At 65.6% G+C, this 23613-nt stretch carries 21 protein-coding genes; 13 read left to right on the top strand and 8 right to left on the bottom strand.

All coding sequences use genetic code 11. The annotated features are described in order from the left end of the window. Positions 1 to 50 precede the first annotated feature (50 nt). The 4 genes from AC1DYS_RS18255 to AC1DYS_RS18240 are packed head-to-tail and all read left to right on the top strand — an operon-like array spanning position 51 to position 7191. The gene (locus tag AC1DYS_RS18255) at positions 51 to 1595 is read left to right on the top strand and encodes a hypothetical protein (protein WP_477901664.1); all 1545 of its coding nucleotides are present in this window, start codon (positions 51 to 53) and stop codon (positions 1593 to 1595) included. 24 nt (positions 1596 to 1619) lie between these two features. Then, positions 1620 to 5438: a type VI secretion system membrane subunit TssM gene (tssM, locus tag AC1DYS_RS18250; protein ID WP_477901662.1), complete on the top strand. Its 3819-nt coding sequence runs from the start codon at positions 1620 to 1622 to the stop codon at positions 5436 to 5438. Next, positions 5435 to 6415 (top strand): type VI secretion system-associated protein TagF, encoded by a 981-nt coding sequence (gene tagF / locus AC1DYS_RS18245; protein WP_477901660.1) that lies wholly within the window; start codon positions 5435 to 5437, stop codon positions 6413 to 6415. The genes tssM and tagF overlap by 4 nt, the downstream gene beginning before the upstream one ends. Positions 6416 to 6417: 2 nt before the next feature. Then, the gene (locus AC1DYS_RS18240; RefSeq protein ID WP_477901658.1) at positions 6418 to 7191 is read left to right on the top strand and encodes an OmpA family protein; all 774 of its coding nucleotides are present in this window, start codon (positions 6418 to 6420) and stop codon (positions 7189 to 7191) included. Between the two features lie 13 nt (positions 7192 to 7204). Here AC1DYS_RS18240 and tssA read toward each other — a convergent pair whose 3' ends face one another. Continuing rightward, complete coding sequence (tssA, locus tag AC1DYS_RS18235) at positions 7205 to 8266, bottom strand: type VI secretion system protein TssA (protein ID WP_477901656.1); 1062 nt, start codon at positions 8264 to 8266, stop codon at positions 7205 to 7207. Between the two features lie 316 nt (positions 8267 to 8582). On the opposite strand from tssA, the gene AC1DYS_RS18230 reads away from it, so the two are divergent. Together AC1DYS_RS18230 and AC1DYS_RS18225 are read left to right on the top strand one after the other, a co-directional pair. Further along, positions 8583 to 9554 (top strand): MBL fold metallo-hydrolase, encoded by a 972-nt coding sequence (locus AC1DYS_RS18230; protein WP_477901654.1) that lies wholly within the window; start codon positions 8583 to 8585, stop codon positions 9552 to 9554. After that, entirely contained in the window at positions 9551 to 10342 is a 792-nt protein-coding gene (locus AC1DYS_RS18225) for an SDR family NAD(P)-dependent oxidoreductase (protein WP_477901652.1), read from the top strand. Before AC1DYS_RS18230 ends, AC1DYS_RS18225 begins: the two co-directional genes overlap by 4 nt. Positions 10343 to 10371: 29 nt before the next feature. Here the strand turns inward: AC1DYS_RS18225 and AC1DYS_RS18220 are convergent, their stop codons facing one another. After that, positions 10372 to 10854 (bottom strand): MarR family winged helix-turn-helix transcriptional regulator, encoded by a 483-nt coding sequence (locus AC1DYS_RS18220; protein WP_477901650.1) that lies wholly within the window; start codon positions 10852 to 10854, stop codon positions 10372 to 10374. Between the two features lie 51 nt (positions 10855 to 10905). On the opposite strand from AC1DYS_RS18220, the gene AC1DYS_RS18215 reads away from it, so the two are divergent. The 3 genes from AC1DYS_RS18215 to AC1DYS_RS18205 all read left to right on the top strand — a co-directional run bounded on the left by AC1DYS_RS18215 (position 10906) and on the right by AC1DYS_RS18205 (position 13290). Further along, positions 10906 to 11445, top strand: a complete 540-nt coding sequence (locus AC1DYS_RS18215) for a PaaI family thioesterase (protein WP_477901648.1) — start codon at positions 10906 to 10908, stop codon at positions 11443 to 11445. A gap of 103 nt (positions 11446 to 11548) precedes the next feature. After that, on the top strand, positions 11549 to 11956 hold the full coding sequence (gloA, locus tag AC1DYS_RS18210; protein ID WP_477901646.1) for a lactoylglutathione lyase: 408 nt from the start codon (positions 11549 to 11551) through the stop codon (positions 11954 to 11956). A 26-nt stretch (positions 11957 to 11982) separates the two neighbouring features. Further along, on the top strand, positions 11983 to 13290 hold the full coding sequence (locus AC1DYS_RS18205; protein ID WP_477901644.1) for an MFS transporter: 1308 nt from the start codon (positions 11983 to 11985) through the stop codon (positions 13288 to 13290). Positions 13291 to 13293: 3 nt separating this feature from the next. Here AC1DYS_RS18205 and AC1DYS_RS18200 read toward each other — a convergent pair whose 3' ends face one another. After that, entirely contained in the window at positions 13294 to 13899 is a 606-nt protein-coding gene (locus AC1DYS_RS18200; protein ID WP_477901642.1) for a MarR family winged helix-turn-helix transcriptional regulator, read from the bottom strand. On the opposite strand from AC1DYS_RS18200, the gene AC1DYS_RS18195 reads away from it, so the two are divergent. Continuing rightward, complete coding sequence (locus AC1DYS_RS18195) at positions 13898 to 15277, top strand: chloride channel protein (RefSeq protein WP_477901640.1); 1380 nt, start codon at positions 13898 to 13900, stop codon at positions 15275 to 15277. The genes AC1DYS_RS18200 and AC1DYS_RS18195 overlap by 2 nt on opposite strands. On the opposite strand, the gene eda is transcribed toward AC1DYS_RS18195, so the two are convergent. The 4 genes from eda to AC1DYS_RS18175 all read right to left on the bottom strand — a co-directional run bounded on the left by eda (position 15234) and on the right by AC1DYS_RS18175 (position 20410). Continuing rightward, positions 15234 to 15860, bottom strand: coding sequence for a bifunctional 4-hydroxy-2-oxoglutarate aldolase/2-dehydro-3-deoxy-phosphogluconate aldolase (gene eda, locus AC1DYS_RS18190; protein WP_477901638.1), 627 nt, complete (start codon positions 15858 to 15860; stop codon positions 15234 to 15236). The two genes, AC1DYS_RS18195 and eda, sit on opposite strands and share 44 nt — an antisense overlap. 14 nt (positions 15861 to 15874) lie before the next feature. After that, on the bottom strand, positions 15875 to 17719 hold the full coding sequence (edd, locus tag AC1DYS_RS18185) for a phosphogluconate dehydratase (RefSeq protein WP_477901636.1): 1845 nt from the start codon (positions 17717 to 17719) through the stop codon (positions 15875 to 15877). A gap of 56 nt (positions 17720 to 17775) precedes the next feature. Further along, positions 17776 to 19914, bottom strand: a complete 2139-nt coding sequence (locus tag AC1DYS_RS18180; RefSeq protein ID WP_477901634.1) for an AsmA family protein — start codon at positions 19912 to 19914, stop codon at positions 17776 to 17778. 94 nt (positions 19915 to 20008) lie between these two features. Further along, positions 20009 to 20410 (bottom strand): OmpA family protein, encoded by a 402-nt coding sequence (locus AC1DYS_RS18175; protein WP_477901632.1) that lies wholly within the window; start codon positions 20408 to 20410, stop codon positions 20009 to 20011. 89 nt (positions 20411 to 20499) lie between these two features. On the opposite strand from AC1DYS_RS18175, the gene AC1DYS_RS18170 reads away from it, so the two are divergent. After that, positions 20500 to 21117, top strand: a complete 618-nt coding sequence (locus AC1DYS_RS18170; protein WP_052197899.1) for a gamma-glutamylcyclotransferase — start codon at positions 20500 to 20502, stop codon at positions 21115 to 21117. Between the two features lie 33 nt (positions 21118 to 21150). On the opposite strand, the gene AC1DYS_RS18165 is transcribed toward AC1DYS_RS18170, so the two are convergent. Beyond that, a complete protein-coding gene (locus tag AC1DYS_RS18165; protein ID WP_047494407.1) occupies positions 21151 to 21774 on the bottom strand; it encodes a nucleotidyltransferase family protein in 624 nt (207 codons plus the stop codon). A 208-nt stretch (positions 21775 to 21982) separates the two neighbouring features. On the opposite strand from AC1DYS_RS18165, the gene pdxH reads away from it, so the two are divergent. Continuing rightward, positions 21983 to 22618, top strand: coding sequence for a pyridoxamine 5'-phosphate oxidase (gene pdxH, locus AC1DYS_RS18160; RefSeq protein WP_477901629.1), 636 nt, complete (start codon positions 21983 to 21985; stop codon positions 22616 to 22618). A gap of 168 nt (positions 22619 to 22786) precedes the next feature. After that, positions 22787 to 23596: a YdcF family protein gene (locus tag AC1DYS_RS18155; protein ID WP_477901627.1), complete on the top strand. Its 810-nt coding sequence runs from the start codon at positions 22787 to 22789 to the stop codon at positions 23594 to 23596. Positions 23597 to 23613 lie beyond the last annotated feature (17 nt).

Below are 23613 nucleotides of genomic sequence, written 5' to 3'. Positions count from 1 at the left end.
ACTCGCCGCCTGCTTGCTGAAGATGCGCTGAGCATCTGCCGTCCGAACCTATGGCCAAAGTCTGGAAGATCCTCGCGCTGCTGCTGGTGATCACCGTGCTCGTTTGGCTGGCCACGATGTGGCGCTGGCAGTCGGCGCAGGTCGACCCCAGCACAACCGATCTCGCGCTGAACCTGGCAGTGCTGCCCATGGTGCTCACCGCAGCTCTGGTGTTCACCATCCTGGCCGTCAAGCGCTTGCGTACCTATGCCGCAGCGCCGGTGGTGGTTCCCGTCGTCGTGGCAGCAACTCCACCCTCAGGCGAAGTTGCCACCGCTGAGAATGAACGCAGTTCGCAGGTCAGGGTGATGGCCACCGCGGTACAGGTGCGCGCAGGCAATAGCTGGAGTGGTGCGCAGTCGATGATCGCGAGCGGTGAATGCAAGCCCGAACTCGACAAGCAGATCAAAAACGACGACGGCCTGGCCGTGTTCACTGCCTCGATGCCCGACTTGTCGACCGACACGCTGTCCGATGCGGTCGCCGAGCTCACCGCTCCTCTCGCCGCCGCCAAGCCCGACGTGTGGGCCGGCTACGAGGCACCAGCCGACATGCTGCGCGCGCTGACCTTGATGGAAAGAGCGGCCTCGTCGATGCAAGAAGCCATCGAAGCCCAATGGCCCGTGCTGAGCGCGCTGCCACTCTCGCCGCGCAACAAGGTCGCCGCAGCACCGAGCTTGCCGCCGACCGTTGCGATTCGTGTGGCCATACCGGCGCGGTGGTCTGCGCAGACGCAGCAGCTGGCCATCACATGGCTCGACACCTTGTTCGAGCCCTTCATCGAAACAGGCCTGAAGGCTGCGGGCCAGTCGCGGGCCATGGCGAACAGCGTGCGCCCTGCCGTGCAGTTGCATGTGCACCCCGTTGCCAGCGCCGAATCTTTCTGGGTGCTGATGGACCAGCAACTGCTGCAGTGGCAGCGTGACAAGCAAGCTGGCCTGTTGTGGGTGCTCGCCGCCGATAGTTTGGTGAGCGACAGCGAAACCGCTGCGATGGAATCGGCACAAGAACTCTTCTCCGGCAACAACCAGCGAGGTCGCGTGCCCGGCGAAGGTGCAGCCTCCTTGTTGTTGGCATCTCCCGCATGGCTGTCGCCTCCAGAAGCGCAACCGCCGGTCGCCAAGTTGAACCGGGCCAGCCTGATCAAGCGTGACAAATCCGCCGACGCCAACGGCCGCGTCAGCCCGCAAACTCTGCAGCAAGCCACCACCGACGCACTGCAAGCCAGCGGCTGGAAGGCGGAGCAAATACAACACGTCACCACCGACGCGGACCACCGCGCTTCGCGCACCGGCGAAGTCTACGAAACGACGCAAGAGCTGCTGCCCCATATCGACCCCGGCGAACACGCCTTGCGCCTGGGTGTGGGTTGCGGAGATCTTGGCGTGGCCCGACTTCTCGCCTGCGTCGCACTCACAGCCGGGCAGGTTCAGGAATCAAAGAAGCCTGCGCTGGTGCTCGGGGCCTTCCCTGCCCACGAGCGTTTTGCAGTCATCCTGACACCGCCTGTCGCACCTCCCGAGCCCATCGCTGCTGCGCCGGCGCAGGCGGCTTGAACATACCGAACGGACATTTCCCTCATGCAAAGAATTTGGAGCCTTCTGCTGGACACGCGCACGCTCGCCGTCATTGGCTTGCTCGCGCTGGCAGCCCTGCTCTTCGTAGGTGCCGACACCTTGAAGCTCGGTGCAATCTGGGCAGTGCTCATCCTGCTGACGCTGCTACTCGTTTGGTTCACGGTGTGGGCAGTACGCCGCCACCGCGCCCGCAAGGCGGGCCAACAACTCGAAGCAGCGATGGACGCCGAAGCCGACCGCGCCATCAAGGCTGCGCCGAATAAGGAGAGCCGCGCCGAGATGGTGGCCGTGCGCGAGCGCATGCTCGAGGCCGTCAAGACCATCAAGACCTCCAAGCTGGGGCAGACCTCCGGTTCGGCCGCGCTGTACGAACTGCCGTGGTACGCGGTGATCGGCAACCCGGCTGCCGGCAAGAGCACGGCCGTTGTGCGATCGGGGTTGAACTTCCCGTTCTCCGACAAGACCTCATCGGTGATCCAAGGCATCGGCGGCACGCGCAACTGCGATTGGTTCTTCACGACCGAAGGCATCTTGCTCGACACCGCCGGCCGCTACTCGGTGCATGAAGAAGATCGTGCCGAGTGGCTGGGCTTCTTGTCGCTGCTGAAGCGCAATCGCCCCAAGGCACCGCTCAACGGCGTGATCATCGCGGCCAGCTTGGCCGAGTTGTCGAGCAACCGCCCCGAATTTGCGATCACGCTTGCCAAGCAACTGCGCCAGCGCGTGCAAGAACTCACCGAGAAACTCGAGGTCTTCGCGCCGGTCTACGTGGTCTTCACCAAGGCCGACCTGATCTCGGGCTTCGCCGAGTTCTTCGAGGATCGTGACCGCGATGAACGCGAGCGCGTGTGGGGCGCCACCCTGCCCTACGACCCCACAGCCAAGTCCGATGTCGTCGCGAGCTTCGATCGGCACTTCGATGAGTTGAACGATGGTCTGAAGGAAGCCTCGATCGTTCGGATGTCGATGCACCGCGGCGAAAAGCTTCCGCCAGGCGTGCTGACCTTCCCGCTTGAGTTCATGGCGTTAAAGGCACCGCTGCGCACCTTCATCACCACGCTGTTCGAAGACAACCCCTACCAGTTCCGCCCGATCTTCCGCGGCTTCTACTTCACGAGTGCGGTGCAGGAAGGCCAATCGACCGGCCGTGCCAGCCAGCGCGTGGCAGAACGCTTTGCGCTCACACCAGCGAGCAGCACGGCGCCCACCGCATCGGTCGTGGCGCAGAACGGCTTCTTCCTGCGCGAGCTGTTCTCCAAGGTCGTCTTCGCCGACCGCAACCTGGTGCAGCAATACACCAGCCGCAGCAAGCTGCGCTGGCGCTATGCGGCGTTCTTCGGCGGTGCATTGCTGCTCGGTGCCCTGCTGGCCGGCTGGACCTGGTCGTACGCCGGCAACCGGCAGCTCGTGGCCAACGTGCAGGCCGACCTCAACAAGGCGATCAAGCTGCAAGAAGGCCGCATCGACCTGCAGTCGCGTCTCGAAGCGCTCGAGATCGTGCAAGACCGCGTCGACCAGTTGCAGCGCTACCGCGACGAGCGCCCGTGGTCCTTGACGCTGGGCCTGTACCAAGGTGACGCGGTCGAGCAGAAGCTTCGCGCTACCTATCTCGCAGGCCTGCAAGAGGTGATGCTGAAGCCGACGGCCGCCGCCATCGCAAGCTACCTGACTGAGGTGAATGCCAACGCCGCGCAACTGCAACCTCTCGCCCGCGCTGCCGACGGCAGCCCCACTCCAACGAAGGGCGGCAGCACGGCGAACCCCGAGCCCATGGGTGTGTACTCGGCTGCCTCGACCAGCAACGTCTCCGACGCCTACAACGCACTCAAGACCTACATCATGCTGGGCGACCGCGGCCGCGTCGAAGCCGGCCACCTGGGCGACCAGCTCACGCGCTTCTGGCGCGGCTGGCTCGAGGCCAACCGCGGGTCGATGCCACGCGAGCAGTTGATCCGCTCGGCCGAGCGCATCCTGTCGTTCTCATTGACGCAGGTGACCGCTCCTGACTTCCCTGTCACGCAGACCAACCTCGCGCTGCTCGACACCACGCGCGAGAACCTTCGCCGCGTCGTGAAGGGCATGCCGGCACGCGAGCGCGTCTACGCCGAGATCAAGGCGCGCGCGGCCACACGCTACCCGCCGGTTACCGTGGCGCGGCTGGTCGAAGATGCCGACAAGGACATCGTCGCCGGCAGCTACGCCATCTCGGGCGCTTTCACCCGCGAGGCCTGGGACGGCTTCATCGACGATGCCTTCAAAGAGGCGTCAGTCAAGGAGACCAAGGCTGACGACTGGGTTCTCAAAACCGCCACGCAAGACGACCTCACGCTCGAAGGCAGCCCCGAGCAGATCCGCAAGGCGCTGGTGCAGCTCTACAAGGCCGAGTACGTGCAGGAGTGGCAAAAGTTCATGCAGGGCGTGAGCGTCAAGGAGTTCGCCAACTTCGAGCAGGCCGTCGCGCGCATGAACCGCCTCGGCGACCCAGCGGCGTCGCCGGTCGGCAAGCTGATCACGGCGCTCTACGACCAGACTTCGTGGGACAACCCAGGCCTGCTGAACGACAAGCTCGCGAAGGGTCAGAAGGGCTTCATCGAGTGGTTCAAGCAGTCGATTCTGCGCATGTCGCCGGGTCAGGTTGAAGTGAAGATCGATGTGTCGACCGGCCAAGCCGCGATCCCTATGGGCCCGATCGGCAAGGAGTTCTCGGGCCTCACGCGCTTGATGATCGGCCGCGACAACAACCCGCCACTGATTCGCAACTACCTGCAGACGCTGTCGAAGATCCGCACCCGCTTCAACCAGATCAAGAACCAAGGCGACAACGGGCCCGCCAGCCGCCAGCTGATGCAGCAGACGCTGGAAGGCAGCTCGGAACTGAGCGATTCGTTGAAGCTCGTCGAAGAGCAGATGCTCAATGGCCAGACCGATGCCGCCAAGGCCACGCTGCGACCGCTGCTGGTGCGCCCGCTGGTGCAGTCGTTCGCGGTCATCGTGCCGGCCGCCGAGAACGAAATCAACCGCGTGTGGACGGCCCAGGTCTACGACCCCTTCCAGCGCACGCTAGCCGGCAAGTACCCGTTCGACAAGGCCTCGCGGCTTGAAGCCACGGCCGGCGAGATGAGCAAGATGTTCGGGCCTGAGGGCAGCGTCGCGAAGTTCAGCGCCGAGGCACTCTCTGCACTGGTGGTTCGCCGTGGCGACACCATCACGCCGCGCACTTGGGCTGACATCGGACTGCAGCTGCGGCCTGAGTTCTCGGCCGGCTTCCCGGTCTGGGTGGCACCCATCGCGGGCCAGGGCGGAGCTGCCGGCAGCAGCGCGGCGGCAGGTGGCGCTGGCAGCAATGAGCCACAGACCAACTTCCAGATGTTGCCCACGCCCGTGCCCGGCATGGCGGAGTACACGATCGAAGTCGACGGCCAACAACTGCGCTACCGCAACGCGGTGGCGAACTGGGTCAACTTCGTCTGGCCAGGCCAGGGGGCACCGGGGGTGAAGATCAGCGGCATCACCACCGACGGCCGCGCGGTCGAGTTCCTGAATGAGCCGGGCGGCTACGGGTTGGAGAAGATGATCAGCAAGGCCAAGCGCCGCAAGCTCGACACCGGCGCGTTCGAACTCACCTGGCCCAATGGTGCGCTGGCGGTCACGGTGCAGCTCCGCCTGATCTCGAGCCCCAACGTCGGCTCACCGACGGCGCAGGGCGCGCCCGACACGCCGAGCGCTTCGGGCGGACTGAAAGGCGTGCAGTTGCCGGCGCTCGTGGTGGGCTCGTTGGGGGCAGCGCCTCCGGTCGCGGCGGCCAGTGGAGGCAAGCCATGAGCGGCGCGATGGCTCAGGCGCTCTACTTCGGCAAGCTGCCGTCACGCGGCGACTTCGTGCGCAGCTCGGCGGGCTCTGCGCTCATCCACAGCATCGACCAGTGGATGTCGCAGACCATGGAGCTGCTGGCCGAAGACACGCGCTGGAAGATCGTCTACGACGGGGCAGCTCCGGTGCACTTTGCGATCCTCGGCGCGCAGAGCAATGCCGGGTTGGTGGGGCACATGGCGGCGAGCCAGGACGCTTCGGGCCGGCGCTTCCCATTCGTGATGGCCGCCTCGTTCGAAGTGCCTTCTCCGGCCGAGTTTCTGCCCCACAGTCCGCAGGCGCTGAGCCCCTTGTGGGGACGGCTCGACGCCCAGGTGCGGCAAGCACTGCAGGCCGAAGACTTCACGCAAGTACAGGAGCAACTCACCTCGCAGCCGCTGGAGATGGAAGTGCGCACCGATGTACTGCGCGAAGGCTACAAGAATTTCGCCCAGCTGCTCACACTCGAACGCTTCGAGGCGGTCGTGTCACCGCCCGGCGAGGCTGTCTCCTTCCGACAAACCGCCCTCGCGCTGGGCCTGCTGCTGCAGCCCGTGTTGACGCAAGGCCATGCCGAATTGAGCAAGGGGCTGATGCTGCCGCTGCCGCGCGACCCGATGCAGTTGCCACACGTTCTCACGCTGTGGGTCGACCTGGTCACGAGGTTCTTCGCACGCACCTCGGCCGAGACCGGTTTGTTCGTCACCTCGCATGGCCAGCAGCCGGTGCTGGTGATGGGCTTCCACGGCGCCTCACCCGCCACGCTGCGCTCGGCCATCGACATCGACGCCTGCCGAGACAACAACGTGGCGGTGACGCAGGCCGAGTGGGTCGAAGACTGGATCGGCACAGACTATGGCCTGCGCAAACTGTCCAACCAGCTGCGCGACCCGTCACTGTCGCTCGCGGCAGCGGTCGACATGTTCCGCGAAACTTTTCTTGGGGAATGACGATGACGCGCATACGAGACTTGGCGTCCGCCCTGCTCTGCCTGTTGAGCCTGGCGTCCGCGTTCGCGCAGACCGGTGCCACACCGAATCAAGTGGTTGTCGCGGGCACGGTGCCCGACGAAGCCACCCGCAACGCCATCCTCGCCAAGGCACGTGAGGTCTACGGCGCCGAACGCGTGGTCGACCAGCTCGGCGTGGGCTCGGTGGTGGCACCGCCCAACTGGAGCGGCTATGTGCAGAAGCTCGTGTCGCCACAGCTCAAGCTGGTGTCGCACGGCCAACTGGCAATCAACGGCAACAACATCGAGCTCAAGGGCGAAGTGGCCAACGAGTCACAGCGCCAGCAACTCGCCGCCGACATGGCGACCTCGCTGAACCCCACCTACGCGGTGCGCAATGCGTTGCGGGTGGCAGCCCAAGAGCAAACGGCCGTCGACGCGACGCTGGCCAACCGAATCATCGAATTCGAAGCCGGCAGCAGCGTGCTGCGCCCCGCCGGCCGTGGCATCCTCGACGAGATCGCCACCACGCTGTTGATGTTGGGCAACAAGAAGGTCGAGGTCATCGGCCACACCGACGCGCAAGGCGCGCGCGACACCAACGTCGTGCTCTCGCTGGCCCGCGCCGATGCGGTGCGCAGCTACCTGGCCAGCAAAGGGGTGGCGCCGTCGCTGATCAGCACCTCAGGGTCGGGGCCAGACCGTCCGGTCGCGGCCAATGACACGCCCGAAGGGCGCGCTCGCAACCGGCGCATCGAGTTCCGAATCAGCCAGTAAGGCTGCGCGAGGCTCAGTGGCCGTCTTCGCGCGGCGTTTCGAGGCCCAGCAGTTCTTCAAGGTGAGCCAGGGCGCCTGCGTCCTTGACCACCGAACGCAGCCACAGGTGCAAGGGCATGTCGCCCCAGTGCACGGCCTTGTCGGCGAGGTAGGCGACGGGGCTGTGCGGCTCGGTCGCACGAAAGAACGCCGCCACCTCGCGCAACTGCGCCAGTGCCTGTTCCCGCGAGCGCAGCGGCCCACCAGCGGCCGAGCGCGGCGCAGCTGCTTCAGTGGTGGATGACGTGGTGCCGGCAGCCTCTACAGGAGCGGCACCCGCCAGCGCGCCGACCTCGCGCGCCATGCGCTGCGCTTCGTGGTGCGCTGCGGCCAGCGCGTTGCGAGCTGGTGCGAAGTTCGGGCCATCAGCGCCCAGCTTCGCATCGATCACAGCCTGCCACGCGGTCAATCCTTGCTGGCAGGCCTCGATGGCTGCAAGCGTCTGGCGCAAGCCGTCTTTCGGGGTCTCGCGCAAGGCACGGTTAAATTTGTCCAGCGTGAGCGTCTCGGGCGCCAGCTGTGCGGCCGCCTCGGGTGAGCGCTCCAGCGTGGCTTGCAGCGAGCGTGCAGCCTGCATCTGTTGCAGCGAGTACGCACCCGATCGGCCCCGCACGATGGGCGCGGCGGTCGACAGCGATATCAGGCGGCCGAGGAACCAGCCGATGTTGCCGACACGCTGCTCCTGGTCGCCGTCTTCTGCCTCGGGGTAGAGGCCGTCCCAGTATTGCTCGCACAACTGTCCGCACAGCGTGATGCCTTGCTGCAGGCCCGTGTAGCCCTCGGTCATGGTGCCGGCCTCGGCCCACCACATGGCAAGGCGCAGATCCTTCGAACGCTGGGCCAACAGCTCGGCGCAACGCGCACGGGCGGCGCCCCAATCGGCCGTCTTCAGTGTCGTGACCCATTCGCCTTGGTCGAGGGTCGGGTCATCTTCGCGGCGCATCTCGGCGATGGCATCGAACTCGGTCGAAAACGACAGGTCTTCGCCGCATGGGGCCGACTCGGAGATCGGCGTCAGGAGCTCGTCGATATTCATGGCGGGCAGTGTAGCCGGGGGTTTTCAAGCAGTGCCCAGGAGGCTGTCGGGCTTGGGGTCGGGCCCGCGCCGGGATGAGTTGCGGTGCCAGTCTAGGCGCCAACGAGGCGTGTGGCGAGCCACACAACGAGGCGGCAACGACGACTGGCGCCGCAACTCATCCCGGCCCTTCGGGTTGAGCCTGCAAACGGGTTGATCCGTCGTTGCAAATGCTCGCGATACCACTCGGTATCGCTGCGCCTTGCGCCTTGGCTGAACCCCTTTACAGGCCCAACGCGGGCCCGACCCCAAGCCCGACAGCCTCCTAAAATGAAACATGGCTGTTTCAACAACGTCTCTGCCACCCTTCGTGCAGGCGCTCGGCGATGGCATCCATGCCATCGACACCGACTTCCACCGCCCCCGCTTCGACGCGGCCTACCTGGTGGTCGAAGAGGGCCGTGCTGCCTTCATCGACACGGGGACGACGTATACGGTGCCACGCTTGCTCGCCACGCTGGCATCGCTCGGCGTGCCGGTATCCGCCGTCGACTGGGTCATCGTCACGCACGTCCACCTGGACCATGCGGGCGGTGCCGGAGCGCTGATGCAAGAACTGCCGAACGCCCGCCTCGTGGTGCACCCACGCGGCGAGCGCCACATGGTCAACCCGCTGGCGTTGCTGATGAGCGCCCGCCGTGTGTACGGCGCCGAAGAAATGGCGAATTCCTACGGCAAGGTCACACCGGTGCCAAAGGAACGCGTGCTCTTGAGCCACGATGGCATGACCATCCACCTCGCCGGCCGGCCGCTTCAGCTGATCGACACGCCCGGCCACGCGCGACATCACCACTGCATCTGGGACGAGCGAACCCGGGGCTTCTTCACCGGCGACACCTTCGGCCTGAGCTATCGCGAGTTCGACAGCGCGCTCGGCCCCTGGCTGCTGCCCACCACCACGCCGATCCAGTTCGACCCCGAGGCCTTGCGCCAATCGGTGCGACGAATGCTGTCGTACCAGCCGGTGCGGCTGTACCTCACGCACTACGGCTGCGTGGAGAACGTGCCGGTGCTGGGCGAGATGATGCTGTCGCAGATCGACGAAATGGTGGCGCTCGCCGAGCCGCTGCGCGATGCCAGCGACCGCCATGCGCAGCTCCGCCAAGCCCTGGCCGACATGTACCTGCGCCAAGTGCACGCGCACGGCTGCACGTTCACCGACAGCGAAACGCTCACGCTGCTCGCCATGGACATCGAACTCAACGCCCAAGGCCTCGCGGTCTGGCTGGATGAAAGCAAAGCCGCATGAAGAAGCCCGTTCAATTCAACCTGCACGACCAGGTCATCGTGATCACCGGTGCTGCGCAAGGCATCGGCGCGGCCTGCGCCAAGCGCTTGGCGCAAGACGGTGCAGCAGTCGCGTTGTGGGACGTGGACGATGAACGCGGCGAGGCGTTGGCCCTGTCGCTGGTCGAGCAAGGCCAACGCGCCAGCTATCGGCATTGCAACGTGGCCTCCAAGGCTGAGGTCGACGCGGCTGTCGCACACACGCTGCAAGCCTTCGGCCGCATCGACGGCCTGGTCAACAACGCGGGCATCTTCAAGGCCGCCGACTTTCTCGACATCACCGAAGCCGACTGGGACGCCGTGATCGACGTCAACCTGAAAGGCTCCTTCCTCGTCGGCCAAGCGGTAGCGCGCGAGATGGTGAAGACTGGTGGCGGCGCCATTGTCAACATGAGCTCGGTCAACGGGTTGATGGCCATCCCGAGCATCGCGAGCTACAACGTCAGCAAGGGCGGCATCAATCAACTCACGCGGGTAATGGCCTTGTCGCTCGCCGACCAGGGCATCCGCGTCAACGCCGTGGCGCCGGGCACGATCGCCACCGAACTGGCGCGCAACGCGGTATTGGGCAGCGATGAGGCGCGTGCGCGCATCATGAGCCGCACACCGATGAAGCGGCTGGGCGAACCCGACGAGATCTCCGACGTGACGGCGTTCCTACTCAGCAACGCCTCGAGTTATATGACAGGCGAGATCGTGTATGTGGACGGCGGGCGCCTGGCGCTCAACTACACGGTGAGCGCGTCGTGAAGGAAATGAAGCGCCGGGAACGCTGAAGCTCAGCTCTCCGCTTCAGCGTTCAGCGCTTTCAGGCAATCGTCGATCACCGCGTGCAACTGGGCCACGCGCGCCTCGCCCAGCCGCTGATTGAAGGCGATCTGCGCGCGCTTCCATTCACGCTTCGCCTCTATGTATTTCTCGCGGCCCGCATCGGTGGCCGCAACCAGGCGGCTGCGCGCGTCCGCCCCAGGCCCGACCTCCACCCACCCTTGCGCCACGAGCGGTTGCAGATTGCGCGTGAGCGTCGACGCATCCATTTCCATCTCGGACGCCAGCTCACCCGGCTTCAGCGGCCCCAAGCGAACCACGTGGGACAGCAGCGAGTACTGCGTCGTCTTCAGCCCCGCCACGCTGACGATCTGATCGAAGTGCTGGCTGACGCGACGCGATAGTTTTCGCAGCTTGAAACTGCTGCAGCCCACCGGGCTGCCCAAGCCGACGGAAGTTGCCACATCAGTTTGTCGAGAAGAAGGCTTTTGCATAACGAACAATTGTAGATACAATCATTGCAGATACAACTGTCAAGGCACGCGATGGACACGCAAACCGACGAAGCCCAGGTACTGGCGCAATGGCAATCTGACGAAGCCGAGCGCCGCAAGCACTTCGGCGCACCCGGTGTGTCGCGGCCCGACCAGATGGCCGGCAAGACGGGCTTGCAGTTCTTCGAAGGCATCTTCTCCGGCGAGTTGCCCTCCGCACCCATCGGTGCCACGCTCGATTTCATCGCCATCGAAATGACGCACGGCCGCGCCGTGTTCCAGGGCAAACCGGCACTCACCCACTACAACCCGATCGGCACCGTGCACGGCGGCTGGATCGCCACGTTGCTCGACTCGTGCGTGGGTTGCGCCGTGCACACCACGCTGCCGGCCGGCAAGGGCTACACGACCGCCGAGCTGAAGGTGAACTACGTGCGCGCGGTGACCACGCGTGTGCCGTTGCTGCGGGCGATCGGCAACGTCATCCACGTCGGCTCTCGCATGGCCACGGCAGAAGGAAGGCTGGTCGGCCCGGACGGCAAGCTTTACGCTCACGCCTCCACCACCTGCTTCATCTTCGACACACCATGAAACCTTCACCAAACTTCCAACGGGCCGCCGCGCCGGGCCGCCCCAAACAAGGCCCGACCCTCTCGGAGGGTCACCCGTCGTACTCGACGAGTGGGGTGCTGTCATGAGACTTTTGCACACCATGCTTCGCGTGGGCGACCTCGATCGCTCCATCAAGTTCTACACCGAGATCATGGGCATGACGCTGCTGCGCCGCTCAGAGAACCCCTCGCAGAACTACTCGCTGGCCTTTGTCGGCTACGGGTCCAACCCCGAGCACGCCGAACTCGAGCTCACCTACAACCACGGCGTCTCTTCGTACGACCTCGGCACCGCTTACGGCCACATCGCCATCGGCGTGCCCGACGCTGCCGCCGCCTGTGACCGCATCCGCGCCGGCGGGGGCAACGTGACGCGCGAGGCCGGCCCGGTCAAGGGCGGCACGACTGTGATCGCCTTCATCACCGACCCCGATGGCTACAAGGTCGAACTGATCGAACGCCGCGAGAGCGACACTCCTCGCGGACTTTGATCCCGCGAGCCCACCACAGGACACCCATGTTCGCGCAACTCGTCTCCAACTCGCTTCACCGCAAGGGCATCCACTACGCATGGGTGATCGCTGCGGTGACCTTCTTCGCGATGCTCACCACCTCGGCAGCGCTGGGCCTGCCGGGCGCGATGTTGCAGCCGCTGAGCAAGGAATTCGGTTGGACGACCGACCAGCTCTCGTCGGTGTTCGCGGTGCGCTTTGCATTGTTCGGGTTGCTTGGGCCGTTTGCAGCCGTGTTCATCATGCGGTTCGGCCTGCGCCGCATCATGATCGCGGCGGCGACCTTCATCGCCATCGCCATGGCGCTCGCGACCGGCGTCACGCAGCTCTGGCAGTTGTTCATCCTCTGGGGCCTGGTACTCGGCTGCGGCACCGGGCTCACGGCCCTGGTGCTGGGCGCCATGGTGGCCAACCGCTGGTTCACCGAGCGGCGTGGCCTGGTGGTCGGCATGTTCGCCGCCAGCACAGCCACGGGGCAACTGATCTTTTTGCCGCTGGCAGCCTGGCTGATCGAGCACATGGGCTGGCGCTATGCGGTGATTCCCGTCTTCCTCAGCTGCGTGGCGGTGGCCGCGGTGGTCATGCTATTCATGCGAGACGACCCACGCGAGATCGGCCTGCGCTCCTTTGGCGAACCCGAAGGCACGCCGCAAGAGCCACTGCCCACGGCGAGACCCAAGCTCAATTTTCTCGGCCCGTTCCAGGTGCTGGCCCAGGCCTCACGCAACCGCACCTTCTGGATCCTCGCGGGCACCTTCTTCATCTGCGGGCTCAGCACCAACGGCCTTGTGCAGACGCACTTCATCTCGCTGTGTGGCGACTACGGCATGACGGCCGTGCCGGCCGCTTCGGTGCTGTCGATGATGGGCATCTTCGACCTGTTCGGCACCACGCTGTCGGGCTACCTGTCGGATCGTTTCGACAACCGCAAGCTGCTCTTCTGGTACTACGGCCTGCGTGGGTTGTCGCTGTTCTGGCTGCCCTACTCCACCTTCACGCTCTACGGCCTGTCGGTGTTCGCGATGTTCTATGGCCTCGACTGGATCGCCACGGTGCCGCCCACGGTGAAGCTTGCCGCACAAGAGTTCGGCAAGGAGCGCGCAGCCATGGTGTTCGGCTGGGTGTTTGCGGCCCATCAACTCGGTGCCGCCACCGCAGCCTATGGCGCGGGCCTGACCCGCACGCTGCTGCTCACCTACACACCGGCGCTGATCACGGCCGGCGCCGCCTGCCTGGTGGCGGCGGTGATGGTGATGGCAATACGCCGGCAGGTGAAGGTGCCCACGCCACAACCCGTGCCGGCGCGGGGCTGAGGGCTAGAGTTCGGCGAGCGGGATCTGCGCGGCACGTTCGTCGGCCTTGAGCTCGACGATCAGCTTGGCGAGATCCGTTTCAAGCCGCTTCAGCGTCTTTTGATCGAGTGAGGCCAAGGCCTCGGGCAGCACCCCGGCGAATGGGCCGGGGCTTCGCTTCAGCACCTTGGCGCCAGCGGGCAACAGCCTGAGCTTCACGGCGCGTCGGTCGCCTTCGTGCCGGTCCATCGTGACCAGCTCGCGTTCGACCAGCGTCTTCACCAGGTTGCTGGCCGTCGACTGATGGATGTTCATGGCCTGTGCAAGGTCGTTCACGCCAATGCCGGGCCGGCTGCCGATGACGCTCAGCGCCCAGACCTGGGCGCCACCCAGGCCGACCTTCTTCTCGACCTGGCGGAAGTGCGTCTTCACGGTGTTGAGGATCTGCCTGAACTGGCGCAGAACCCGCGTCGAGGCCTCTTCCGGGTCCGCTGCTTTCGAGGCGGCTCGCGTCACTGCTTTCTTCATCGTTCGATGATATCGGCGCAGCAGGGCCATCATGCCCATGGCACACTGATTGCATTCGTACAAATGTAATTTTGGCCATGCGCATTGCGCGCCCTCGGGCATGAATCAGCACCCTGATTTCGTCACTGCGGTACGAGAGGACCTGACGGACTGGCGGCAATGGGTCGCGCGAGTGGTCGTGTTGGCTCATGCCGCCGCGGCCGGTTTGGCCGTGGTCGCTTTCACGTGGCTCAGCGAGCGGGCCCTGAATGGCTTTTCAGCACTCACCGCCTGGCAACCCTGGCTGCCGCTGGTGTGGACGCCGGCGCTGACGGCGGCGATCGTCTGGGTCACGCTGCGCTTCGCACCGGGCGCTGCAGGCTCGGGAATCCCGCAGGTGATGGCGGCGTTGTCGCCGAGCATGCCGCCCGAAAACCGGAGCTGGTTCGTATCTCTGAAGTTGAGTGTTGCCAAGACGCTGCTCACGGCCAGCGGCCTGCTGGGCGGCTTGGCGATCGGGCGCGAAGGCCCATCGGTGCAGATTGCTGCCGGCGTGATGCAGCATGCAGAGCGATGGTTGCCCGGCCGCTCGGGCGTCACGTCGCAAGGCCTGCTGGTGGCCGGCGGTGCGGCCGGCATCGCGGCCGCCTTCAACGCGCCGCTGGCCGGCGTCATGTTCGCGATCGAAGAGCTCACACGCAAAATCGAGCAGCGCAACAGCGGGCTCATCATCGCGGCCATCGTGCTGTCGGGCCTGATGGCCGTGTCGGTCTTCGGCAACTCCACGTACTTTGGCGTGATCCGCGTGCCGCAACTGGGTCTCGACTACGCCCTGCCCGGCCTGCTGGTGATCGTCAGCTGCGGGTTGCTTGGCGGCTTTTTCTCGCGGCTGCTGCACACGTCCATCGTCGGTGGCAATGACCGAGCCAGCCGTTGGAAACGCAAGCATCCGGTTGCCTTCGCCGCCGGCTGCGGGGTCGTCATCGCGGCCATCGGCCTGGCCAGCAGCGGAGCCACCTTCGGCAGCGGCTACGACTACACCCAACGGCTGCTCGAGGGGCACACCGACATGCCGCTGCTTTACGTGACGCTGCGCATCGTGGCCACCTGGCTCGCCGTGTGGGCTGGCGTGCCCGGCGGGATCTTCGCGCCTTCGCTCGCCATCGGCGCCGGCATCGGCAATGACGTCGCGTTGCTCACGCTGTTGGGCCACGAGCCGTCGACGCCGCTCATCGCGCTCGGCATGACGGCCTTTCTTGCGGCTGTCACGCAAGCGCCGATCACCGCCTTCATCATCGTGATGGAAATGGTCGACGGCCATGCCATGGTGCTGAGCCTCATGGCAGCCGCGCTCGGCGCCAGCCTGGTGTCGCGCTGGATCAGCGCGCCGCTCTACTCCGCCCTGGCCGAAGCACAGCTGCAGCGGCTTCTTGGCGGCGCCGCTTTAGGCCCGTTCGTCAGCCCGCCGCCAGGGCGCTCGCCTGCTTTGCCAGGCGCGTGATGCGTGCCCAGTCCTTCGACTCGACGGCATCGGCCGGCGTGAGCCACGAGCCGCCGCAGACCTTCACGTTCGGCAACGCGAGGAACTGCGGCGCCGTCTCGACGGTGATGCCGCCCGTCGGGCAGAACACGACGTCCGTGAACGGCCCGGCAAACGCCTTGAGCATCGCGATGCCGCCTGCCTGCATCGCCGGGAAGAACTTCAGGAAGAAATAGCCGTCGGCATTGGCCTGCATCACTTCGCTGCCGGTGGCAGTGCCGGGCAACAGCGGCAAGCCGATCTCGCGGCACGCTTCGCCGATCGCACTCGTGTACCCCGGGCTCACGGCAAATGTGCAGCCCACGTCTTTCGCGGCCTGCGCATCGGCGGCGCTGCGCACCGTGCCAGCGCCGAGGATGGCACCGGGCACCGAGCGTGCAATCGCTTCCATGCACTTCAGCGCGATGGGGGTGCGCAACGTCACCTCGAGCACACGCACGCCGCCGTCGACCAACGCCTGCGCCATGGGCACCGCGTCTTCGAGGCGGTTGATGACGATGACCGGGATCACCGGGCCGTAAGTAACCAGTTCGAGTGTGTTCATCTTTGCTTTCTCGTTCACAACCAGGTGATGGCGCCTTCTTCGGCGGTGCGCACATTGCGCCGCATGCCACCGAAGAGTTCTCGGCCCAAGCCATGCGCATTGTTCTCGCTGCGCTCGGGGTTGATGTCGGCCAGCTCGCGCGCGGCCCAGGTGGCGTCGTCAACCAGTGCGTTCAGCGTGCCGACAATGGCATCGAGGCGAATCATGTCACCGGTGCGGACCTTGCCCAGCGGCCCGTGCGCCAGCACCTCGGGGCTCACATGAATGGCTGCCGGCACCTTGCCTGACGCACCGCTCATGCGGCCATCGGTCACCAGCGCGACCTTGAAGCCTTTGCCCTGCAGCACACCCAGGGGCGGCGTGAGGCGGTGCAGCTCCGGCATGCCGTTGGCACGCGGGCCCTGAAAGCGCACGACGGCCACGAAATCGCGTTCGAGCTGACCAGCCTTGAAGGCGGCAATCAGATCTTCCTGGTCGTCGAAGACAACGGCCGGCGCTTCGATCACATGGTTGGCCTCAGGCACGGCCGAGACCTTGATCACCGAGCGGCCGAGGTTGCCTGTCAACAGCTTCAATCCACCCGTTTCGCTGAACGGCGCATCGGCGCGGCGAACCACGCTGTCGTCGCCGCTTTGCGCCGGCAGGTCTTTCCAGATCACGCCCTCGCCGCCTCGCTCAGGCACGCGGCCGTAGTCGTGCAGGCCACCCTGGCTCACGGTGGTGACGTCGCCGTGCAGATAGCCGGCATCGAGCAGCTCGCGGATCACGAAGCCGGGGCCGCCTGCCGCCTGGAACTGGTTCACGTCGGCACTGCCGTTGGGGTACACGCGCGCCAGCAGCGGCACGATGTGCGAGAGGTCCGAGAAGTCGGTCCAGTCGATCAGGATGCCGGCAGAGCGCGCCACCGCGACCCAGTGGATCAGGTGATTGGTCGAGCCGCCGGTGGCGAGCAGGGCCACCATCGCGTTGACGATCACCCGCTCGTCGACCATGTGGCCGATGGGCGTGAATCGCTTCGTCTTGGTGAGGTCGAGCACTTGCCGCACGGCCTGGCGCGTGAGTGGCTCGCGCAGCTCCGCATGCGGGTGGATGAAGGCCGCGCCGGGCACGTGCAGGCCCATGGCTTCGAGCAGCATCTGGTTGCTGTTGGCCGTGCCGTAGAAGGTGCAGGTGCCGGCGCCGTGGTACGCAGCCGATTCGGCCTCCAGCAGCTGCTCGCGCCCCACCAGCCCTTGCGCAAACTGCTCGCGCACCTTGGACTTGGCGTTGTTCGACAGACCCGTGCTCATCGGCCCGGCCGGCACGAAGACGCAAGGCAAGTGGCCGAAGTGCAAGGCGCCGATCAGGAGGCCCGGCACGATCTTGTCGCAGATGCCGAGCAGCAAGGCCGCATCGAATACATCGTGAGAGAGAGCGATGGCCGTGCCCATCGCGATGTTGTCGCGCGAGAACAGGCTCAGCTCCATGCCGGGCGTTCCTTGCGTGACGCCGTCGCACATGGCCGGCACGCCGCCGGCCACTTGCAGCGTGGCACCCTGGCGGTGTGCCTCATCGCGCAGCACCGCTGGGAATCCTTCGTACGGCTGGTGCGCCGACAGCATGTCGTTGTAGGCGGTGACCACGCCGATGTGCGGCGCTCGCTCGGCGACGATGCGCAGCTTGTCGTTCGCCGGCATCGCCGCGAAGGCGTGCGCAACGTTGGCGCAGCCCATGCGGTCGGAACCACGCGGCCGGTTGGCCAATTGGTCCACACGTTTCAGGTAGGCGGAACGCAAGGAACTGCTGCGTTCGCGAATGCGTTGGGTGACTTCGAGCAGGGCTGGCTTCATGCGATTCACCTCGTCGGTGATGACGGTCATTGAGGATGTAACTTGAGCACTGATTATCAAGTAACCAAATTACATCGTCAATCGCTTCAAGACTTGCGTTCCTGCGTCGGCGCCTTCTCTCCTTTTCGCTCTTCAGCCTTCGGCGGGGCCTTGGCTTGTTCGCCGAGCTTTTCCCGTGCAGCCTGTCGCGCGCGCTCCAGGAGCTGGGCACAGCTGTCGGGCTTGTTGTCTTTGTCGCCGGTATCGACAAACGGCACGATGGCCGCCAACGGGTTGAGCAAGCCCAGCAACACCGCGCCAGCGACCTTGCGGGCCAGCGGGGCTTTTTCCACAGCGATGCGGGGCGACTTGAAAGTGCCCTTCACGAGCAAGGGAGTGCGCAGCGCCAATGGGCTGAAGTCCTTGGGCGTGACGACAGCCCGCAAGTCGAGCGCCTCGCCCTTGAGCGACACGCTGCCGTCGGCCCACACGGTCGAATCGGTCGTCTCGATCACGAGCGCGCGCGGGCGCAGCACGCCTTGCGTGGCTTGCATGTCGGCGAAGGCGCAACTCACGGGCAGCAGGTCGTCGCCCTTAATGAACACGCCCAGCGCTTGGGCGACGTCGAGACCAGCGGCCTCGATCACCAGGTGCGACACCTGGCCCTGGCGCAGCGAGGTCGTGACGTTGCCGTCGATGCTGCCCAGAATTTGCGCGGTGGACCGACCCTGGCCTTTCAGCGACGCGCGGCCGACGAGATTGCCCGTCACGTACGGCTGCCCGCCCTTGGCCCGCTCTTGCTTCAGCCAGTTCTCGAGCTTCACGCCCGACCAACGCAGGTCGGTTTGCCACAGCGCGAGCTTGCCGGTTCCGTCAAGCGACACGCTGCCGGCGAGGTTGCCGTCGGCCGTGCGCGCCACCAGGTCATTTAGCTGCAGCTTGCCGCCTTGCAGCGTGAGGTGGGTCTTCAAGGGCTGCAGTGGCAAGGCGAAGAGCGCGCCCAACTCGACGCGGTCGAACGACATCAGGACGTTGGCGTTCATCACGCGCAGCGAGGGCAGGTCGAACTCCTTGTCGGGCAGCACGCGCGCCGAAGACGGAGACGACGCGCTGGCCGGCGGCGCAGCGGCGGCATCGGGTTCGCCGCCGATGGTGGGCGCCAAGTCGGCCAACAGCAGGCGCGTCCCGGAGACGCGGCCGGACAGCAACGGCACCCGTGGGCGCGTGTCGTACGTCATCGCCGCGGTCAGCTTGCTTGAGCCCACCGTCGCATCGTCCGTCACCACACTCCATACCTGCCCGTTCTTGCGGATGCGCCCGGCGAGCTTGAACGCACCGGTGGTGGGCAACGTCACGCCGAGCGGGTCGCCCGCTGCAGCAAGCGAAGGGCCCGACACACGAAAGACGCCGTTCATGTCGGCGAGCTTGAAGATGTCGGTCACGGTGCCGTTGAAACTTGCCGCGGCCTTGCCCGACTTCACCTCCAGCACCACCGGCACGCCGGGTGCGCCGGCTTCGTCACGCAGCAGCGGCGTGATGCCGGAGGTGCGCAAGTTCGCGGTCAGCGTCGCGGGGCCATAGGTTCCCTTGGCGCTCGCGATCAACCCGCGCAAGGCCACCGGCAGGTGCTGCGATCGCGTCGGCGCCGAGGAGGCTTCGGCACCCTCCGTGAGCTGCAGCTCGGCAGTGATGTCGGCCTTCAAGGGCGCGTCCACAAAGGTCAGCTGACCCTGCAGCACCTGCAGCTCGCGCACGGTGGGCAGCTGCGTCTTGGGTTCGTTGTCGGCAGCGAGTCGCTCGGCCTCGGTCTTTGGTTTCCCAAAGGCCCACGAAGCGCGCCCATCCATCAGGCGTTCTGCGTGCACCACAAGACGGTCAGCCCGTAGCAGGTCGATGTCGAGCGGAGCACCCTGGCGGGCGCGCCACAGGTCGCCATACGACAAATGCATCTCGGCGTTGGTGGCGTGCAGGAAGTACGGCTGGCGGCTCCACTCGGGTGCGGCGATCTGCAGCTCGGGCACTTTGACCTTCAGGCCACCGATGAAGCGCACGGTTGCGGCGTCAGCAGAGCCAGCCTGGTTGAGCTGTACGTCGCGCTGCAGCGTCTTGCTGAGCTCGCGCTGCACCGGTGAGGCGAGAAACGGCCAGCCTGCGACCTCGCAGGCAATCACCCCAAGCACCAACAAGCCCACCAGACCGGCAGCTATGACCCAGCCTTTGCGAGCGCGCCGGGGCGGTTGGTTCATGGGAGGGCTCCTGCCGGTTGAGTGACATCAAACCTTAGGGCAGGCGTTTCGCCCGCCCTATCGGCCGCGACCGGGCTTCGCTGTGGGTGATGTCCTACGGTTGCAGCAGCACGTCGACGCGGCGAGCTGCCTTGGCGTCGCCTGCGCGCGCGTAGAGCGGTTTGCCCAGCACGAGCTGTGATGGCGACACGCCGTTGGACTCGAGGGCGTGCCTCACCCGCAGGGTGCGCCGCTGCATCAGGGCAGCCTCTTCCGCGCGTCCGTATACGCCGGTGATCAGCACCAGCACCCGGTCGTCCTGACGGGCAGCCTCGGCCACACGCATGAGCACCTCATTGGCATCGGCGGGCAGCGCGTCGGCATCGGCGTCGAAATAGATGTGCTCACCCGTTGCGCTGCCGGAAGCAAACACCGAAGAAGACGCCGAGGACTGCAAGGTCTTGAAACAAACCATTGCGAGGACGCCCGCCACCACCAACGCCACGATGCCGAACACCGCGCCGAGTGCGTAGCCTTGCACATCATCGTCATGAACACTCATCTTCAGTACCCGTGGTGGTCGAAATCATTCTAGAGTTGAGCGCGATGAATCTCGTCGAGCCCCTGAGACCGCTGTCCCCCGAGCGCGAACCGGCGCACATGCTGGCGCAAACGCGCGCGGCCTGGGGCGGGCGCAGTGACCTCTGGGTCTTCGGCTATGCCTCGCTCATCTGGCGCCCCGAGTTCGAGTCTGTGGAGCAGCGCCCAGCCCGCGTGCATGGCTGGCACCGCGCGCTGGAGATGAGTTCGCGCCTGAATCGAGGCACGCCCGAGTTCCCCGGGCTCGTGTTTGCACTCGTCGGCGGAGGCTCTTGCCAAGGCATGGTCTACCGCATCGCGCGTGATCGGGTGGAAGACGAACTGCCGCGCCTCTGGGCACGCGAGATGACCAACTGCGTCTACGACCCGAAGTGGCTGGCCTGCCGCACGCCGCAAGGCAATGTGACGGCGCTCGCCTTCACGCTGAGCCGCGAGAGCCCCAACTACACCGGCCAAATGGACGACGCCCATGTGGTGCAGATCCTGCGCCGCGCCACGGGGCGCTACGGCACCACCCTCGCCTACCTGCTGGAAACCGCACGCTCACTGCGCTCGCACGGCATTCGCGACAAGAAGATCGAGCGCCTGGTCGATCTGGCGCGGCGGCACTCGCTGGTGACATAGCAGCCCGGCCACTCCACGCGACCGGGCGCCGGCTCAGCGAGCTTCGCGAAACTGCATCTGCTGCTGGGCGGCGCGCACCCGTGCAAGGTCGTCTTCGGTGTCCACATCGAGCAGCACGCCCGGGTCATCGACCTCGACACCCTGCGCCGGGTAGCGCGCCACTAGACGGCGGGCGCCTTCGTCTCCGGTGAGCATTACCAGCTCGGAGTACAACTCGGCTGCAAAACCTACCGGGTGGCCGCGGCGGCCGTGGTATTGAGCGTAGGTGATGGCATGGCTTTCGAGCTCGCTCGCAACGACATTGAGCGTGCTGGTACGCACCATCGGCATGTCGGCGGGGAGGATGAGCCACCCTGATGCATCCGACCGTGCGGCCACGCCGGCCGCGATGGAATAGCCCATACCCAGTCGCTGGCTGGCCGGTGAATCGGGCGAAGGCAGCACGACCATGTCACGCGTGGCAACGTGGCGGCTCACAAGCTCTGCCAGCGGCTCAGACGTCACCACAAGCACCTGAAGCTGAGTCGCCAGGGCGTTGGACAAGGTAGTCGCAAGCACCGTCGATGCGCCCAGGCCTTGCATCAGCTTGTGATGCAAGCCGCGGAAGCGCGACCCCCGGCCTGCTGCCAACACCACGACTGCCGGCCGAGAAATCATGCGGCCACTCTCCCTTGTGCGTATGGATTTGCGGCCCGCCTTGGTGGCCGACCATCATCAGAAGAATCGGAGTTCGGGGCTTGCGAAGATAGTGGGGGCTTCACTTAAGGCCTTCCCCGTAAGTTGAATTCGGTAAGCAAGCCGCGAGTCCCTTGCGGGTTTCACCTGAGGCTTTCAGGTAGCTGCAAGCACTTTCTATACTCAGAACATGAATCACATCGCCGACCTTCGCAAAAGCTACGAGCGCGCCGAACTCGACGAGTCCGCTTCGCGCAGCGACCCGCTGGAGCAGTTCGGCCTGTGGTTCCAGCAAGCGCTCGATGCGCAGGTGCCCGAGCCCAATGCGATGACCCTCGCCACGGTGGGCGCGAATCATCGCCCGTCGACGCGCATCGTGCTGATCAAGGGTTTCGATGCGCGTGGCATCACGTGGTACACCAACTACCAGAGCCGCAAGGGCGCCGAGCTTTCGGCCAACCCGTTCGCAGCGTTGCAGTTCCATTGGGTCGAACTTGAGCGCGTGGTGCGCATCGAGGGCCGCGTGGAACGCACCAGCGCAGAAGAGTCCGACGCCTACTTCGCCTCTCGGCCTCTCGATTCACGCCTTGGTGCGTGGGCTTCGCCGCAAAGCCAAGTGATCAGCTCGCGTGCTGTGCTGGTGACCAATGCGGCCAAGGCCGCTGCACGCTACGCACTCTCACCGCCCCGTCCGCCGCATTGGGGCGGCTTCCGTTTGGTGCCCGACAGCTGGGAGTTCTGGCAAGGCCGCAAGTCTCGCCTGCACGATCGGCTGCACTATCGCCAAGAAGGCGACACCTGGGTACGCGAACGTTTGGCACCGTAGCCACGCAAGCCGCGCCAGCGGACGCTGGACAGGCAACGGCAAACCACGACAAGCGCGCAATTTCTCACTGTTCGTGAGCCACGCTGGTGCAAACAGCGGTCTGTGAGCGCGTGCACCCCGGCACAATCGCGCCGACCCGACCTACAACCTCAAGAAAGAAGACACGGCATGAACGGCTTGCTGACCCTGCTCGGCATTGAATCGTGGACGCCGGTGATTGCGGCCCTGGTGCTGCCACCTCTTCCTTTCTTCCTGTTGATCCTGATCGGCGCGCGTTTGATCCTGCCGCGTCGCGGCCTCGGCTGGTTCGTCATCCTGATCAGCATCGTGGGCCTGTGGTTCAGTACCTGCCTGGGCACCGGCCAACTGCTGAACCAGTTCATGCTGAAGCCGCCGCCCGTGCTCAGCGCCGAAGCGATTGCGGAACTGAAAGCCGCCGTCGCCGCGAAGGAGCAGGTCGCCATCGTGATCCTCGGTGGAGGCCAGGAGACGCTGGCTCCGGAGTACGGCGTCGCAAACCTGACTGCAGCTTCGCTCGAGCGCCTGCGCTATGGCATCTGGCTGAGCCGCGAGGTCGGCGCGCCCGTCGCGTTCAGTGGCGGCTTGGGTTGGGGCCAGGCCGACGGCCAGCCCGAAGCCCAAACAGCGGCCCGCATCGCATCACGTGATTTCGGCCACCCCATCAAGTGGCTGGAAGACCGCTCGCACGATACCCGCGAGAACGCCTTGCGCACCGTGCCTCTGTTGAAGCAGGCCAATGTCACACGCATCGTTCTCGTCACCCATGGATGGCACATGCCTCGCGCGCAGAAGTCGTTCGAACAGGCGGCAGGTGGCACCATGAAGATCCAGGCTGCCCCGATGGCCATGGCTCGTCGTGTTGAAAACCCGGCGCTCGACTGGGTGCCGACCGCCACCGGCTACACCAGCGTGAACCGCGCGCTGCGCGAGCTGGTCGCCTTGATGGTCAGGTTCTAGTCCAGAAAACGAAACCC

Source organism: Rhizobacter sp. P2_G4, from assembly GCF_056403575.1.
The sequence above is the reverse complement of the archived record's forward strand: the minus strand, read 5'-3'. Positions and strand labels throughout refer to the sequence as shown.

What these genes read in the sequence shown, in the direction of transcription:
- AC1DYS_RS18255 (WP_477901664.1), top strand. Translation starts at nt 51, where the DNA reads ATGGCCAAAGTCTGGAAGATCCTCGCGCTGCTGCTGGTGATCACCGTG.
- tssM (WP_477901662.1), top strand. Translation starts at nt 1,620, where the DNA reads ATGCAAAGAATTTGGAGCCTTCTGCTGGACACGCGCACGCTCGCCGTC.
- tagF (WP_477901660.1), top strand. Translation starts at nt 5,435, where the DNA reads ATGAGCGGCGCGATGGCTCAGGCGCTCTACTTCGGCAAGCTGCCGTCA.
- AC1DYS_RS18240 (WP_477901658.1), top strand. Translation starts at nt 6,418, where the DNA reads ATGACGCGCATACGAGACTTGGCGTCCGCCCTGCTCTGCCTGTTGAGC.
- tssA (WP_477901656.1), bottom strand. Translation starts at nt 8,266, where the DNA reads ATGAATATCGACGAGCTCCTGACGCCGATCTCCGAGTCGGCCCCATGC.
- AC1DYS_RS18230 (WP_477901654.1), top strand. Translation starts at nt 8,583, where the DNA reads ATGGCTGTTTCAACAACGTCTCTGCCACCCTTCGTGCAGGCGCTCGGC.
- AC1DYS_RS18225 (WP_477901652.1), top strand. Translation starts at nt 9,551, where the DNA reads ATGAAGAAGCCCGTTCAATTCAACCTGCACGACCAGGTCATCGTGATC.
- AC1DYS_RS18220 (WP_477901650.1), bottom strand. Translation starts at nt 10,854, where the DNA reads ATGCAAAAGCCTTCTTCTCGACAAACTGATGTGGCAACTTCCGTCGGC.
- AC1DYS_RS18215 (WP_477901648.1), top strand. Translation starts at nt 10,906, where the DNA reads ATGGACACGCAAACCGACGAAGCCCAGGTACTGGCGCAATGGCAATCT.
- gloA (WP_477901646.1), top strand. Translation starts at nt 11,549, where the DNA reads ATGAGACTTTTGCACACCATGCTTCGCGTGGGCGACCTCGATCGCTCC.
- AC1DYS_RS18205 (WP_477901644.1), top strand. Translation starts at nt 11,983, where the DNA reads ATGTTCGCGCAACTCGTCTCCAACTCGCTTCACCGCAAGGGCATCCAC.
- AC1DYS_RS18195 (WP_477901640.1), top strand. Translation starts at nt 13,898, where the DNA reads ATGAATCAGCACCCTGATTTCGTCACTGCGGTACGAGAGGACCTGACG.
- AC1DYS_RS18200 (WP_477901642.1), bottom strand. Translation starts at nt 13,899, where the DNA reads ATGCCCGAGGGCGCGCAATGCGCATGGCCAAAATTACATTTGTACGAA.
- eda (WP_477901638.1), bottom strand. Translation starts at nt 15,860, where the DNA reads ATGAACACACTCGAACTGGTTACTTACGGCCCGGTGATCCCGGTCATC.
- edd (WP_477901636.1), bottom strand. Translation starts at nt 17,719, where the DNA reads ATGACCGTCATCACCGACGAGGTGAATCGCATGAAGCCAGCCCTGCTC.
- AC1DYS_RS18180 (WP_477901634.1), bottom strand. Translation starts at nt 19,914, where the DNA reads ATGAACCAACCGCCCCGGCGCGCTCGCAAAGGCTGGGTCATAGCTGCC.
- AC1DYS_RS18170 (WP_052197899.1), top strand. Translation starts at nt 20,500, where the DNA reads ATGAATCTCGTCGAGCCCCTGAGACCGCTGTCCCCCGAGCGCGAACCG.
- AC1DYS_RS18165 (WP_047494407.1), bottom strand. Translation starts at nt 21,774, where the DNA reads ATGATTTCTCGGCCGGCAGTCGTGGTGTTGGCAGCAGGCCGGGGGTCG.
- pdxH (WP_477901629.1), top strand. Translation starts at nt 21,983, where the DNA reads ATGAATCACATCGCCGACCTTCGCAAAAGCTACGAGCGCGCCGAACTC.
- AC1DYS_RS18155 (WP_477901627.1), top strand. Translation starts at nt 22,787, where the DNA reads ATGAACGGCTTGCTGACCCTGCTCGGCATTGAATCGTGGACGCCGGTG.